General features: G+C 53.9%; 10 protein-coding genes and 1 tRNA gene. 4 read left to right on the top strand and 7 right to left on the bottom strand.

Going from position 1 to position 15,012, the window contains the following annotated elements; all coding sequences use genetic code 11:
- Positions 1–143: 143 nt before the first annotated feature.
- The gene (locus RHM61_RS05990; RefSeq protein ID WP_322250222.1) at positions 144–1,175 is read left to right on the top strand and encodes a helix-turn-helix transcriptional regulator; all 1,032 of its coding nucleotides are present in this window, start codon (positions 144–146) and stop codon (positions 1,173–1,175) included.
- A 10-nt stretch (positions 1,176–1,185) separates the two neighbouring features.
- Here the strand turns inward: RHM61_RS05990 and RHM61_RS05985 are convergent, their stop codons facing one another.
- Positions 1,186–1,650 carry a thioredoxin family protein gene (locus RHM61_RS05985; protein WP_322250221.1) on the bottom strand — a complete coding sequence of 155 codons (465 nt, stop codon included), beginning with the start codon at positions 1,648–1,650 and terminating at the stop codon, positions 1,186–1,188.
- A gap of 217 nt (positions 1,651–1,867) precedes the next feature.
- On the opposite strand from RHM61_RS05985, the gene dinB reads away from it, so the two are divergent.
- Positions 1,868–2,866, top strand: a complete 999-nt coding sequence (dinB, locus tag RHM61_RS05980) for a DNA polymerase IV (protein WP_322250220.1) — start codon at positions 1,868–1,870, stop codon at positions 2,864–2,866.
- Position 2,867: 1 nt separating this feature from the next.
- On the opposite strand, the gene RHM61_RS05975 is transcribed toward dinB, so the two are convergent.
- The 3 genes from RHM61_RS05975 to RHM61_RS05965 all read right to left on the bottom strand — a co-directional run bounded on the left by RHM61_RS05975 (position 2,868) and on the right by RHM61_RS05965 (position 4,660).
- The gene (locus RHM61_RS05975; RefSeq protein ID WP_322250219.1) at positions 2,868–3,656 is read right to left on the bottom strand and encodes a transporter substrate-binding domain-containing protein; all 789 of its coding nucleotides are present in this window, start codon (positions 3,654–3,656) and stop codon (positions 2,868–2,870) included.
- Positions 3,657–3,700: 44 nt separating this feature from the next.
- A complete protein-coding gene (locus tag RHM61_RS05970) occupies positions 3,701–4,468 on the bottom strand; it encodes an ABC transporter substrate-binding protein (protein WP_322250218.1) in 768 nt (255 codons plus the stop codon).
- Between the two features lie 115 nt (positions 4,469–4,583).
- A tRNA-Arg gene (locus RHM61_RS05965) sits at positions 4,584–4,660 on the bottom strand.
- Between the two features lie 252 nt (positions 4,661–4,912).
- Between RHM61_RS05965 and RHM61_RS05960 the strand changes: the two genes are divergently transcribed.
- Both RHM61_RS05960 and RHM61_RS05955 read left to right on the top strand, forming a co-directional pair.
- Positions 4,913–5,452, top strand: a complete 540-nt coding sequence (locus RHM61_RS05960) for a c-type cytochrome (RefSeq protein ID WP_322250217.1) — start codon at positions 4,913–4,915, stop codon at positions 5,450–5,452.
- Positions 5,453–6,201: 749 nt separating this feature from the next.
- Entirely contained in the window at positions 6,202–9,135 is a 2,934-nt protein-coding gene (locus tag RHM61_RS05955) for a TonB-dependent receptor domain-containing protein (RefSeq protein WP_322250216.1), read from the top strand.
- Between the two features lie 330 nt (positions 9,136–9,465).
- On the opposite strand, the gene guaD is transcribed toward RHM61_RS05955, so the two are convergent.
- The 3 genes from guaD to xdhA are packed head-to-tail and all read right to left on the bottom strand — an operon-like array spanning position 9,466 to position 14,564.
- A complete protein-coding gene (guaD, locus tag RHM61_RS05950; RefSeq protein WP_322250215.1) occupies positions 9,466–10,761 on the bottom strand; it encodes a guanine deaminase in 1,296 nt (431 codons plus the stop codon).
- A gap of 3 nt (positions 10,762–10,764) precedes the next feature.
- Positions 10,765–13,104, bottom strand: a complete 2,340-nt coding sequence (xdhB, locus tag RHM61_RS05945) for a xanthine dehydrogenase molybdopterin binding subunit (protein ID WP_322250214.1) — start codon at positions 13,102–13,104, stop codon at positions 10,765–10,767.
- Positions 13,101–14,564, bottom strand: coding sequence for a xanthine dehydrogenase small subunit (gene xdhA, locus RHM61_RS05940; protein ID WP_322250213.1), 1,464 nt, complete (start codon positions 14,562–14,564; stop codon positions 13,101–13,103). The genes xdhB and xdhA overlap by 4 nt, the downstream gene beginning before the upstream one ends.
- Positions 14,565–15,012 lie beyond the last annotated feature (448 nt).

Here is a 15,012-nt window from a genome sequence, read left to right as displayed (position 1 = left end):
GTGTAATCAATCTCAGCAGGTCTGCTCTGGTATTGCACTGCAGCGTTGCTGAATTGCCGTATTCAATGTACGGTAGCAAGAATATTAGTACGCCCGTTCGAATTATGTAAGGACATTGACTGCCACACCGTGAGCCACTGAGCATGTTCCCTGCTGCTGCTTCTCTTGCCTTCGGCACCGTGTTGTCGGTGCGCGACGCCGTCTTTCCCGCCCACCCGTTTTCGGGTTTGCTGGCGATTGCGCGTGAGCGCGCGTGGCCGCTGCAGAATTTGTTTCCCAGCTTGCTCGAGCCGGGCCACAGCCACATCACGTATTTGGAGGCGCGTGCCGGGGTCTTGTGCGCGCAGCAGCAGGGCCTTGCGGATCTCGGGATTTGGTCGGGCGAGCGCAAATCGCTGGCGCAGTTAGGCTTGATCAGTGCCGGCATCGGCGCACATGACACTTTGTTGGAGGCCTTGAAATTTGCCTTGGAATATCAGATGGTGGCCGGTTCTATGCTCGATTTGCAATTGCAAATTGACGCGCACGAGGCCTCTTTATGCGCCTACCCCTTGTTTGATGACCGCGAATTGGAAGATTTTCTGGCGGTCGACCACCTGTTGACGGCGTTTAATGTCGCCCGTCAATTGTGTGGCCCAGCATTTCGTCTGCTGCGGCTGGAATTGCGGGTGCCGCAGTTACGCCGACTATCACTGTATGAACAAAGCTTTGCCGCCCCGGTAAAGTTGGGCGCGGCGCGCTGCCGCATCGTGTTTCCGCGAGATTTGTTGCAGCACCGCTTAGCGCAACCGGACCAGGCGCGGGTACTCAGCGTGCGCCAACATTGTCAGGATGAGTTAAGCGCCGCCGGCGTACTTGGGCGGCGCAGCTTATTGCATATTTTGGTAGGACTCGATTGCCAATTGCACAGCGTGGCTGATAGCGCCGCGGCCTTGAACATCAGCCCGCGTTCGCTGCACCGCTTGCTTGCGCGCGAAGGCAGTTCCTATTTCCAGATCAGTGAAAATCTTCGGATAGTAAGGGCCAAACACTTGTTACAGAGCGGTGAAGCGATCGAACGCATCGCCGAAGCACTCGGCTACTCGGACACCCGCAGCTGGCGCCGCGCCTTCAAGCGTGCGACTGGCAGCACGCCGGGAGCGTATCGTGCTGGTTTGATCGGTCTGGACGCGTAGAATCCAATCCTTACGGGGCAGCGTTGCTGATTTGACTAAAAAAATCAAACACTCCTTGCTCACTCATCCGCCGCGCATTCGATAATTCGCCACCTGTTGAGGCATACAGCAGGTGGTTATCGGGCGAGAGCAAGACAGCGGCTGGAATGCCTTTTTTGATCGGATTGCCATAGGCGGCCGCCAGTGCCAAGTTCTTGTCGAATTCACCGACATTCACTTTGACCAGCACAAATTGTGCCGCGATCAAGGCGGCACTGTGGCCCTGCATGGAGCGGTTAAGTTCTATGCAATCCTTGCACCAATTGGCACCGAAAATCACCAAGACTTTTTTCTGGCTGGCACGCGCTTGCGCCAATGCAGCCGTCAACTGCGCCTGTGCATCGGCGCTTTCATCGTAGGGCTGGGCAGTACTGGCCTGGGCTTGGGCGGTGCACAGTAGCGTTGCCAACAGCAGTAGCAATAGACGTTTGATCATGATCGTATAAGTAAGAGAGTGAATTTGTCGATATTGACTCAAATCAATTATTTTGTCATTGCTTGGCGCTTAAGCTTTCTCAAAAAAGCAATAAATACTGTATAAATATACAGTTTTAGCTTGCAAGCAGATAAAATAGCGCGATGTTAGCTTGCTCATTCTTGTTGTGAAGAAAATTATCCATTGCGATTGCGATTGTTTTTACGCCGCCATTGAAATGCGTGACGACCCCAGCTTGCGCGGACGAGCGCTGGCGGTCGGCGGCCGTCCTGATCAGCGTGGTGTGGTCGCCACCTGTAATTACGCAGCGCGTCGCTTCGGCATCCATTCGGCCATGCCGATGGCGCAAGCGCTGCGCCGCTGTCCCGAGCTGGTGATTGTGCCACCGGCGATGGAAAAATACCGCATCGCTTCGCGCAGCATTCTCGACATCTACCGCGACTACACCGATGCGGTCGAGCCTTTGTCGCTGGACGAAGCCTTCCTCGATGTCAGCTGCGCCACGCTCCACCACGGCAGCGCCACCCTGATCGCCCGAGAAATCCGCGCGCGGATTGCAGAAACGGTCGGTATCACGGCGTCGGCCGGGGTGGCACCGAATAAATTTTTGGCAAAAATCGCCAGCGACTGGAATAAACCCGATGGCTTGTTCGTGATCTTACCCGAGCATGTCGACGCTTTCATCGCCGTGTTACCGGTGGCGCGCTTGCATGGGGTCGGCCAAGTGACGGCGGCGCGCCTGCATGCGCTGGGTATTCATGTGTGCGCCGATATACAGGCTTGGTCGCTGCCTGCACTGGTCGAGCACTTCGGCAAATTCGGTCAGCGCTTATATGAGCTCAGTCGTGGCGACGACCGTCGCGAAGTCTCGGCGCATGCCGAACGTAAATCAGTCAGTGTGGAAGAAACTTATACGCTGGACTTGCCCGATCTGGCCAGTTGTTTGGCCGAGTTGCCGGCTTTATACGCCTCATTACAAGAGCGCGCCCGTCGCGCCGATGCGCTTGGCCATATTCACAAGTTGTACATCAAAATACGCTTTGCCGATTTTCGCTCGACCACGGTGGAATGTCTGGGGCAGCAGATGGATGCCGAACTATTTGCGCAACTGCTCAGCACCGGCTTTCAGCGGCGCGCGCTGCCGGTGCGTTTGCTTGGACTCGGGCTGCGTTTGGCCGAACCATTACCGGCGCATCAACTGGCTTTGTTCGATTGAATCACGGTAGCGTCACCGTATTCGGCGCTGCCAGCAAGTTGCTGAAATACAGGTTTTCCATCTTTTTGAGATTGAGTTTTTCCAGTCCATTGTCAAAACTTTTTTGCAATATCAGGCCGCGTGGCGTGTGTTGAAAGCAAATGTGCATGGAAAAAGTGGTCAGCGCTTTGGCATGGAAGATAATCTGTTGCCGCACCTTGCTCAGCGCCGGCTCGGTGATAAGCAATTGGCGCAACACATTTTGGTCGATCACAATCACGTCAACCCGGCCGATGAGCAACTTGCGCAGGTTACTGAGGTCGGAAGGGGCATTGTCGGTCTTGAGCAAGCGTTGCTGCACCAGGGTATCAAATTCTTCGCCATTGGCGTAATCTTGCACCGTGCCGATGGTCAAGCCTTTGAGGTCGCTCAGACTTTGCCAGTCGAAATGCTTATCGCTGAGGCTGGCAAAACCGACCACACTGTTACCGAGTGAATGAGAAAAATAACAGCTTTTTTCTCTTTCTTTGAGATAAAACGCCGGGAAATAGCCGGCGAACTCAGGATTATTCAAGCCTTCTTGTAGCGTACGGCTCCAAGGGAAATACGCGATTTCGCTGCGCCAGTGCGCCGCACCAGCGGCCGCCTTGACGATCGCCGCGACCCAACCTTCTTCCGGTAGTGCATGACCAACATAGGGCGACCATTCAAGTGACGCAAGGCGCAAGGGTGCGAGCTCGTCAGTGGCGGCAAAAGTCGGGCTGCTAAGCATGAGCAGGGCGACAAAGAGCCAACGCAAAATTGTCATCATGTGATGCCGATGTGAATCGGTGGCAGGATTGTAATTAATCTGTTTCACTCTTGAGGCAGGTATTTTTTTCTGAGTTTTTCGAGCACACCAGACTGTTGTACTTTCTCAAAAGCTGTGCGAATTTTTTGTACCAAGGCCGGATCGCTTTGCTTGTTCATGGCCAGGTAGTAGCTGCTGCTGCCATCGAGCAAAAACACCGCCTCCAGTTCTTCCGGTCGGCGTTGCTGCGATTTCATCAGAAATGCCGCGGCCCAATCTTGCGAAATAATGAGGTCAGTCCGGCCGATGAGAAATTTTTTCAGGTTTGATTCGACCGTTGGGGCGAAGTCGAGTTGGCTGTCGGCTTGCGCATAGGCTTGCAAAAAATTTTTGGCCGACGCCATTTCCCGCACCAAGCCTAGCCGGTAATGGGCACTGTCGGCGATACTGTTCAAGTGTATATCGCTGCGCGTCTTGAGTTTGTATAAGAAAATTTTTCGCGTGCTGATCGGCCCTATCCATTCAAACAAGGCTTCACGTTCCGCGCTGCGCGTGGTCGAATACAGCAGGGTATTGGGCTGGCTCAATGTGGCCTGATAGGCACGCGCCCATGGCAAGAGCGTGATTGGTGCCTGGAGCCCGGCGCTGACTAACATCGCTTGTACCAGTTCGGTGGCAAAGCCGGTGACGACGCCATTCTCTTCATAATTGAGCGGCGGCAGACTTTCCGTGACGATGTTGAGCCCGGTCGCGTTAGCTGGCTGTGCCAGCAACAAAACAAAGCACAAGAGCGCAGCGAGGATAGCTGAGAGAGGCCGTAAAAGAATGCACATCGTACAATCTTACCTGTTGCACATAAAATAATTGTAAAAATTGGTTACAAAAAGAGAAAATGCAGACCAGTTGCGAACAAGAGAGGGAAAAACAGAGCAAGGGAGGGGAGAAAGATGGTGCGCCAGACACGAATCGAACGTGCGACCCCAGCCTTCGGAGGGCTGTACTCTATCCAACTGAGCTACTGGCGCGCTTTGCATACTGCAAGGCCGCTATTCTAACCTAAATTTTTGTCCGGCTCATCACTGGCAGAGGGCTTTTTGTCGCATACTTGGTCACAAGCGACTGATGCATATCAGACAAACCCTGCTTTTGGTTCCAAACATTGCGCTTTTCGCTCTATAATCCAAAACTTTGATGCTCCATGGCTCCTCAGTTCAACAGACAACTAGGTAAGCACGGATTAGCAAGCGGAATGATCATTTATTTGCAAAGAGGAAACCATGAGCGATGCCCACGAAGTACACGAATCTGCAATTAAAACACCGAAGCAACTGATCGTTGCGGTACTCGCCGGCCTTTTGGTTCCCATCGTCGGCATAGTCTTGTTAGTTTCATATGTTGCTAATGATCAAAAACTCGGTGCCGGTTCGTCGGCCTTGACGCCGGAGGCCACTGCCACGCGTATTCAACCGGTGGCCGATCTCGGCTTCACTCTGAAAGATGCCAGCGGCCCGAAACAATTGCAGAGCGGTGAGGCAGTCTACAAAATGGTCTGTTCGGCTTGCCATGATACGGGTGCGGCCGGTGCGCCTAAGTTTGGCGATGCGGCAGCTTGGGGGCCGCGCCTTGCGCAGGGCTACGAGACGCTGCTCACGCACGCCGTTGCTGGTATTCGTATGATGCCGGCCAAGGGCGGCAATCCTGATCTCGACGAGGTCGAAGTGGCCCGTGCCGTGGTGCATATGGCCAATGCTGGTGGTGCCAAGTTCAAGGAGCCGGAAGTAAAGGCCGTGGCCGTGGCCGAGGCAGCCGCCAAGTAAGTTCAGCGCACTCGCAACACAACCCCTGGCTGGCGCAGGGGTTTTTTTACGCCTGCAGCAGCGTGCCTGCCGACTTTTCCCTCCTCAAGCATGTGCCAAAAAGTCGCATTTAAGCAACACTTTTCGCACTTTCCATCTTTTGGCAAAAATCAATGCCTTTTTTAGTATATTTAATTTTCCCAGAAAAACTTCGTTACTTTCCGCACCAAAATCGTGCATGTCGCGGCAAATAGCTTGCTTTCTTGCAGATAATTTTTTGAAATTCGCTTTTCATTGCGTACTTTCATGAATTTAGATATTTGCTTTTGATAATTACAGAAACTAAATTTTGAATGAAAACTAATTTGCGGAATTTTTTACTGAAACTGACAACATTCGCCGTATTTGCACCAAATAGTTACGAAAACCACAGTTTGCACCGCGAAGTATGAATAAATTGACTAAATTATAAGTCTTAATTTTTCATGTGTGGTTTTTTTGCGCCACCGCAATAAAGTCGCAGTTGACATGCTCTTACGCAAAATGGTTCCATGGAACATAAATATTTTTTCATAATTACTTTACACAGTTTTACAAAATTTACGTGAAGCGGGGTTTTGGCCTTGAATTGACGCAATAGGTAGTGCGAAGGCCTTTTTTGAATCAGTGTTTGTGGACAGCATGCATTTTGTAGGTCAGCGATAAGTTGGTTGAACAATTAATGTAATGAAAATAATTTCCTTGGAGGAGTTTCCGTGATGGTAGAAAAAATGATATCGCGATCCGTACGCCTGATGTTCGTAGGTGGCGTCGCAGTCGGAGCACTGGCACAGCCAGTCATGGCGCAAGAAGAAGCTGCGTCAAGTACACAACGTATTGAAATTACCGGTTCGTCGATCAAACGTATCGCTAAAGAAGGCGCATTGCCAGTTCAAACACTGACAGCGGAAGACATCAAAAAATCGGGCGCGACTTCGGTCACCGAGTTGATGCAAAATCTGCCGGCCATGCAAGGTTTCGTACCAGCTGCCAGCTCGATCAACACCGGTGGTGGTGGTGGCACGACGGCAGCACTGCACTCGATGCAATCGAAATACACCTTGGTCTTGTTGGATGGCCAACGTATGGCCCCTGCATTGCAAGGTAATACGGCCGGCGGCGGTTTCTCGGTCAATCTGGAAAGTATTCCACTTGACGCGATCGAACGCGTCGAAATTCTGACTGATGGCGCTTCGGCGACTTATGGCTCCGACGCGATTGCCGGCGTGGTCAATTTCATCACCAAGAAAAACAAAACCGACGGCAATGCCTTCTTCAACTACAACGTGCCACAGCACCCGGGCGGCCGCAGCTACAGCGCCGGTCTGAGCAAAGGCTGGGGTGATCTGGACACCGACGGCTTCAACGTCTTGGCTTCGTACAGCCACGATTATGAAGGCAGCATCCGTGCCAGTCAGCGTGATTTCTCCAAAGCTGGCGGCATCATCAATTTCAATTCCAATGGTCAAGCCTATCGCTACCTTGGTACCAGCAGTAACAATGAACCGGGCAATCTGTTCATTCCTACCGTACCAAAAGGTGCAGCACAGACCAAGGGAACACAAACGGTGTATACCGTCAGCCCTTACTATACGAAGAATGGTAACTGCGGCAATCCTTACTCGAACTTCCTGACAACACCAGCCGGCCCAGGCGCTGCTGCCGGTGGCTATTGCAACTTCAACTTCGCTTCTTTCGTTGAAGACAATCCATCGACAGTCCGCGACAGCGGCTTGTTGAAAGGCACTTTGAAGATCAATGACGACACCACAGCGTGGGCCGAATTGATCATGTCGACCGTCGATGTGAAAGCACAGTTTGCGCCACCATCGCAGCCTTTGGCGATCGGCCCTGGCAAGTACACTAACCTGTACAACAATTATGTCTTGCCTTTCTTGGCAGCCAACAACCTCGATTTGTACAACCCATCGGGTTCCAAATCGCCAGTCAAAATGGGTTATCGCCCGATCGCCACAGGCGGCCGTGCTGATGATTACAACACCAATGCGCAGCATTTCGCCATGGGTATTGACGGCTTGGTTTCCGGTTGGAATTACAAAGCCAGCTTGACTCTGTCACGCAGCACGGTGAAAGATTATTCGGCCGGCGGCTTCCTCGATGCTGAAAAATTCAATGCCTTGGTCGGTGCCGGCTCAGTTGACCCACTCGGTGGTTCTTCAGGCTCCGCCTTGCAACCGGCATTGTTGAACGGTACTTTGTTCTCGACCACGGTGTCGGACATGAATACTGCCCACGTTGGCGCTCAGCATGATTGGTTTGATTTGCCAGGCGGTACATCGATCATCTCCATGGGTGCCGATTATTCGACTCAGCACTATTCGACCAACTACAGCGATCTGCTGTTGTACGGTAATGGTTTGCAAGGTTCGGAAAACTTGACTAACTTCCCATTGGGTGGCAGCTACGGTGCCGCACCATTCGACGCAAAACGCAATAACTATGGCGTTTATGGCGAATTGTTGCTGCCAATCACAAAGACTCTGGAAGCCACCATTTCCGGTCGTTATGACAGCTTTGGTCGTACCCATAGTGAACAAGTCTATTCGTCAACGGTAGATCCAGTTTCTGGCGTACAACCTAAATTGGCCGCTGCTGATCTTGGCAATACTTTCAGCGCCGCAACGTACAAGTTGAGCTTCCGTTGGACACCGCAAGAAACTTTGCTGTTCCGTGGTGCTTACGGTACAGGCTTTAAAGCACCAGCGATCTCTGATCTGGCCGGTGCCGTTTCTTACGGTGGCAGCTCGAACAGCTTCCCATGCCCATTGCCAGGTTCGCCAAATTGCTTGCCAGGTAGCTCGCAGTATGACTTGCTGACAGGTGGTAATGGTTTGTCTGGTGATGGCGGTTTGAAACCGGAAAAATCGACACAATGGACCTTAGGTTTCCGTGTTGACCCGCTCAAAGGCTTGTCACTCGGTCTCGATCTGTGGAATGTCACAATCAAAAACCAAGTCTTGTCGAGTGGTATTGCGCAGCAAGTAGCGTTCTCCAACCCGGCCGTGTATAAAAACCTGTTCGTCGATGGTTATGTTGATGCAGTATCCGGCGCGACAATCGCCTTGCAGCAATTCCCATTGAATGGTGGTGTTGCTCATTACCAAGGTATTGACTGGGATACCAGCTATCGCACTGCTACACCTATCGGTAATCTGAGCACCAGCTTCACTGGTACTTACATGATGAAGCAAGACTACACGCTCTCACCAGGTGGTACAGTCAACAGCGATCTGGGTCAGTTCGGTGCGGATCAAGCCGTAGTGTTCCGTATTCAGATGCATCTGGGTGCGTCCCTGCAAACTGGCAAGTTCACCAATGCTTTGTCGGCTAACTACAAATCCGGTTACAGAGATGTAGCTTATACAGCCGACAGCGGTGTGTATTTGGTCAAGGCTGACGGTTCACTCGGTGCGACTACCGCGTTTGCTGGTTTGAAAGTTCCATCGTATACAACCTTCGATTGGCAAGGTAAGTACGATTACAGCAAAACTATCAGCGTCACAGCCGGTATCCGCAATCTGTTTGATCGTGCCCCACCATTGTCCTTGCAACCATCGGTTGTCGGTAATGCTGCCGGTTACGATCCACGTTATGCTGATGTATACGGTCGTGCCCTGTATGTTCGCGGTAACTACAAGTTCTAAATCTGTGTTGATCTGACAGCGGCAGCGATGCCCTTGTTCTGTCAAGAAAAAGCCCCCGATAGCAATATCGGGGGCTTTTTTCATATAACGTCGTTCCTGCGAGTGTTTGGCAGGAATCCAGCGGCGTTCGTGGTTAACTGAAAATGCCAGAAATTGTGGCATTTTCAGTGTGAAAAACGACACTAGGTTCCCGCCAAAAGCATGCGGGAATGACGAGGCTGTGGCATGCGGGAATGACGAGGTATGCGGTGTTTCAGATGTAAAAAAGCGTTCATCAGGCTTTTGCGACAGCCTCTTAACGACGAGGATTATGAGCGGCAGCCTTGCCGATTAGCGTTGATGCACAAGCTGCCCAGCCGCATACGTGGCCGCGATACAGCGGTCATCGCCCAACATGGCCAGCACAAACAAACATTCTTCCAATGAGTCGCAGTGACTGCTGCGGCGTGCCAACAAGGCCGTGGCGGCCGGGTCGAGCACGATGAAGTCGGCTTCGCAGCCGGCGGCGAAACTGCCGATTTGGCCCTCGAGTTGCAAGGCGCGCGCGGCACCCAAGGTGGCGCTGTAGAACATCGTCAGGGCCGGCAAATAATGGCCGCCCATGCGTGCGACTTTGTAGCTTTCGTTCATTACCTGCAACATCGAAAACGTGGTGCCGCCGCCGACATCACTGCCATACGACAGGGCGATGCCGGCCGCATCGGCAGCAGCGAAATCGAACAAGCCGCTGCCGAGAAATAAATTCGAGCTTGCACACAGGGAAATAGCCGAGCCGGTCTCGGCCAGTCGCCTCCGGTCGGTATCGTCGAGCCAAACGCAATGGGCATACATGGCGCGCTCGCGCATCAAACCGACCTGGTCGTAAATATCGAGATAGCTGCGCGCCTGCGGGAACAGCGCACGTGCCCAATCGCATTCATCGCGGTTTTCTGCCACATGGGTTTGAATATAGGTAGTCGGGTATTGTTGCGCCAGTTCACCGGCCAAATGTAATTGCTGCGCGCTCGACGTCGGCGCAAAGCGCGGTGAAATCGCATACAGTGCGCGGCCACGACCATGCCATTTGTTGATCAATTGTTCGCTCTCGCGGGCGCTGCTCTCGGGCGTATCGCGTAAAAATTCCGGGCAATTGCGGTCCATCATGACTTTGCCGGCGATCATGCGCAAGTTACGCCGTTCACTCTCGCCGAATAAGGATTCGACCGATTGCGGATGCACGCTGCAGTACACCATGGCGCTGGTGGTTCCGCTGCGCAGCAATTCATCGATGAAAAATTTCGCCACCTCGTCGGCATGGGTCGCGTCGCTGAAGCGCCGTTCGTTGGGGAAAGTATATTTTTCCAACCACGGTAGCAAGCCCGGCGCGGGCGAGGCGATCATGTCGGTTTGCGGGTAATGAATGTGGGTATCGATGAAGCCGGGCAGTAAAATTTTGCCGGGAAAGTGTTGCACTACCAAGTCAGGCGGCAGCAGCGCTTGCAAGGCGTGGTAATCGCCGGCGGCGCTGATTTTGTCGCCATCAAGCAGCAGCAAACCATCACGATGCCAGTGCATGGCCTGTTCTTGTAGGCGCGGATCAGCATGAAAATACAACAGGCTGGCACGAAAGGCGGCGGTAATTGGCATAAATTAGGGCTTCTCTGTAGGGAGCGCGCTGATCGCGCGCAAAATGGCTTCGCTGGTAGCCGGTGCGGCCAAGGCCGGGGCGTGGCGATGTCCGGCCAAGCTGGAGATGGCGTCGCGGATGGCGAAAAAGACCGAGAATGGTAACAGCAAGGGCGGTTCGCCGACCGCTTTTGAGCGGTGTATGCTGTCAAACGGATTGCTGTTATTAAACAGCGCCACCCGAAAATCTTCCGGGCAATCGGAAATCGCTGGTATTTTATAGGTCGACGGCGCATGTGTCATCAGCTTACCAGCCGCGTTCCAGACCAACTCTTCGGTGGTCAACCAACCCATGCCTTGAATGAACGCCCCTTCCACTTGGCCGATGTCGAGTGCCGGATTGAGTGATTGACCGGCATCGTATAAGGCATCGACGCGCAACAGTTTCCATTCCCCAGTCAGGGTATCGACCTGTACTTCCGACACCGCCGCACCATACGCATAATAGGCAAACGGGTTGCCATTCATGGTTTTGCCATTCCAGTGCAATTGCGGTGTGGCATAGAAGCCATCGGACCATAGTTGAACTCGGGCCAGATACGCTTTCTGCACTAATTCAGCAAATCCCATCAGCGTGCCATTGACGGCGACCGTACCGGCCTCGAAACGCACGGCAGTGGCGCTGCCGCCCCAGGTAGCGGCGGCAAATTCGGCCAAGCGCAGACGAATCCGCCGCGCCGCGTCTTGTGCTGCCTTGCCGTTGAGATCGGCACCGGTGGAGGCGGCGGTGGCCGAAGTGTTAGCGATCTTGGCGGTGTCGCTGGCGCTGATGCGCAAGGCTGCCAAGGGCACGCCGAGTTCGTGTGCCACCACTTGCAAAACCTTGGTGTGCAAGCCTTGGCCCATCTCGGTGCCACCATGATTGACCAAGATCGAGCCGTCGAGATACACATGTACCAGGGCGCCGGCTTGGTTGAGATGGGTAACGTTGAAGGCAATGCCGAATTTATGTGGCGTCAGCGCCAAGCCTTTTTTCAGTATCGGACTGCGCGCATTGAATTCGGCAATCGCCACGCGACGTGCGCGGTAAGCGCTGCTTTCTTCCAGTTCGGCGACCAATTCGTGGATCACATTGTCGACGACTGTTTGGCCGTAATGGGTGACATTGCGGCCCTCGGCAGCGTTGCGTCCGTAAAAATTACGTTTTCTGACATCGAGCGGATCGAGCCCTAAGGCACGCGCAATTTCATCGATCACATGTTCGATCAACAGTGCGCCTTGCGGGCCGCCGAAACCGCGAAAGGCGGTATTGGATTGCGTATTGGTTTTGGCACAGAAGGCACGGATGTCGACATCGGAGAGAAAATAGGTATTATCGACATGGCAAATCGCGCGCGTCGCCACCGGGCCCGACAGATCCGCCGAATAGCCGGCACGGGCAATCAGTTCTAAGCGGGCACCGAGCAAGAGCCCGCTATCGTCGTAGCCGACTTCGTAAGCGTAATGGAAATCATGGCGTTTGCCGGTAACTTGCATATCGTCATCGCGATCGGCGCGCAACTTGACCGGACGTTGCAGCCGCCAAGCGCATAAGGCGGCGGCGGCGGCCCACAAGGACGATTGTGATTCTTTCCCGCCGAAGGCGCCGCCCATGCGCCGGCATTCGACTTGCACGCTGTGCGTCGGTAATGCCAGGGCGTGCGCGATGATGTGTTGCATCTCACTGGGATGTTGGGTCGAGCACAGTACCCGCAGCGCCCCATCTTCCTGTGGCAGCGCATAGGCGATCTGGCCTTCGAGATAAAACTGCTCTTGTCCGCCGACTTGCCATTGCCCAGACAAGCTATGCGCTGCCGTGGCCAGCGCAGCGGCGGCATCGCCGCGCGCCAGTGCCAATGGCGGCAGCACATACGACTGCGCGGCATGGGCGGCACGGGCATCTAGCACGGCCGGCAACAGTTCATAATCGACCTGCGCCAAACGCGCGGCGCGGCGTGCCTGCTCGTGGCTATTGGCGACGACAATAAACATTGCTTGGCCGACATATTCGACCACGTCTTCGGCCAAGATAGGCTCATCCTGAATGATGGGGCCGCATTGATTCGTGCCGGGAAAATCGGCCGCGCACAATACCGCCAGCACCCCAGGCGCGGCGCGCACGGCGCTCAGATCGAGCGCGCGCAGACGTGCGTGCGCCACCGTCGACAAGCCTAAGGCGGCGTGCAGCGTGCCATGTAGTTCGGCAATATCGTCGGTATAGGTGGCGCTACCGCTCACATGTAGCCGCGCCGATTCATGCTGATGGGAGTGGCCGACCACGGGGGTGGCAGCGGCATGAGTCGCCTCATGGGCAGTATTCGTCATGGCAACTCCGCTGCAAAAGCATTGACTTCATGTGCCGGCAGAGGCGCCTGCGGCCGAGTTTCCAACCACCAACGCCGTAATAAATTGCCGGCCGCTTGCATGCGGTAGTCTGCACTGGCACGCAAATCCGAGAGCGGCGCATAATCCTGCGCCAATGCCTTCATGGCCGCGCACAAGTTCGTTTCGTCCCAGGCTTGCCCTTGCAATTGCGCTTCGGCGTGGGTAGCGCGCTTTGGAGTCGCGGCCATGCCGCCACAGGCGATGCGTACTTGCGACAACTGCTCGCCCTCGAGGTGAGCAGAAAAAGCGGCACAGAGTGCTGAAATATCTTGATCAAAGCGCTTGGCCAATTTATACACGCGAAAAATTTGCCCGGGCTGTGGCAGTGGAATGCGCAGGGCGGCGACGATTTCATCGGCTTGCAAGTCTTTCTGTTGATAGCCGAGATAAAAATCTTCCAGCGCCAGTTCGCGCTCGCCGCGCACACTGCGCAGTACGATGCGGCTGCCGAGTGCGATCAACCAAGGCATGGAATCACCGATGGGCGAGCCGTTGGCGACATTGCCGCCCAGCGTGCCGACATGGCGTATCGGCAGCGAGGCAAAGCGTTGCCAGAGCTCGGTCAATTGCGGATAGTAGGCACTTACTTCCCGATATGCATCGTCCAGGTTGACACCGGCACCGATACACAGTAGGCCATCGACCTGGCTGACCTGGCATAGCTCGTTGACCTGGCCGAGGTAAATCACACTGCCGAGATCACGAAATTGCTTGTTGACCCACAAGCCGATATCAGTGCCGCCAGCCAACAGCGTCGCCTGCGGATGGGCCTCGCGCAAGGTCAACAACTGCGCCAAACTACGTGGCGCGTGAAACGCTTGGCCGGCATGCTGGTAACTGAATGGCTGGCCGTCATCGAGCGCCGTCAAGGCGAGCTTGAGCGCTTGGCGGTCAAAATCGACGCGCGGCAAAGTCGTCATTTTTTGTGCTGCGGCAATAATCGGGCGATAGCCGGTGCAACGACACAGATTTCCCGACAAAGCGATGTCAATCTGACGTCGCGGCAGCGGCAGTGCCGGGTTTTGTAAATACAAATCCCATAAAGACATGGCAAACCCCGGCGTACAAAAACCGCATTGTGACGCGTGGCACTCCACCAGTGCTTGTTGAACTGGATGTAAACACTGCTTTTCTGTTAAATCTTCGATGGTAAAAATCGCTTTCCCGGCCAAGGTAGGCATGAATTGCAGGCAAGCATTAACCGATTGCATCCTGACTTCACCCTCGTGTAAATCGGCAATCACCACCGTACACGCGCCGCAATCGCCTTCGGCGCAGCCTTCTTTGGTGCCGGTGCAATGTAAATCCTCGCGCAAGTGCTGCAACAGGGTGCGGGTAAGCGGCATCTGATCGACAGAGTGAACTTGATGCTGAAAATAATAGCGAAGCGGGGCAGACATGCGGACTCCGTAGCGAAAACTGTTGTGAAATGACACTTTTTTGCGCGCGTCAGTAGATACACGCAAGAGTAGCATCGAGGATAGGCCCTGCCATATCAAAATAATGATGGCGTATATCAAATGGCAAATAGTCAGCACCGGAGCGGAGAAATCGCCGGCCTTACCGAAGAATATTCAGAACTTGCTTTCTTTCACAATGCAAAATTAATTCGCACCATATTGATGCATCACAGATTACTTAATAAAAGCCCATCTAAACTGAAGTTTCTGACAACAGCGCGCATTTACTGATAAAAAGAGGCAAAAAAACAAATTGCTGACAAGCAAAAGTACAGTATATTTACTCCTTGTAAGATGTAAATAATTTTACATACGCCGGTGTATTTTTATGCACAGCGCCGCACAGAGTTGGGCCCGATCAGCGCATCGAGCCGAAGCTGTTTCCCCC

It is taken from the genome of Undibacterium sp. CCC3.4 (assembly GCF_034347425.1).
In the GTDB taxonomy this organism is placed as follows: domain Bacteria; phylum Pseudomonadota; class Gammaproteobacteria; order Burkholderiales; family Burkholderiaceae_D; genus Undibacterium.
Note: the sequence above shows the minus strand (reverse complement) of the source record. Positions and strands in the feature narration are given on the sequence as shown.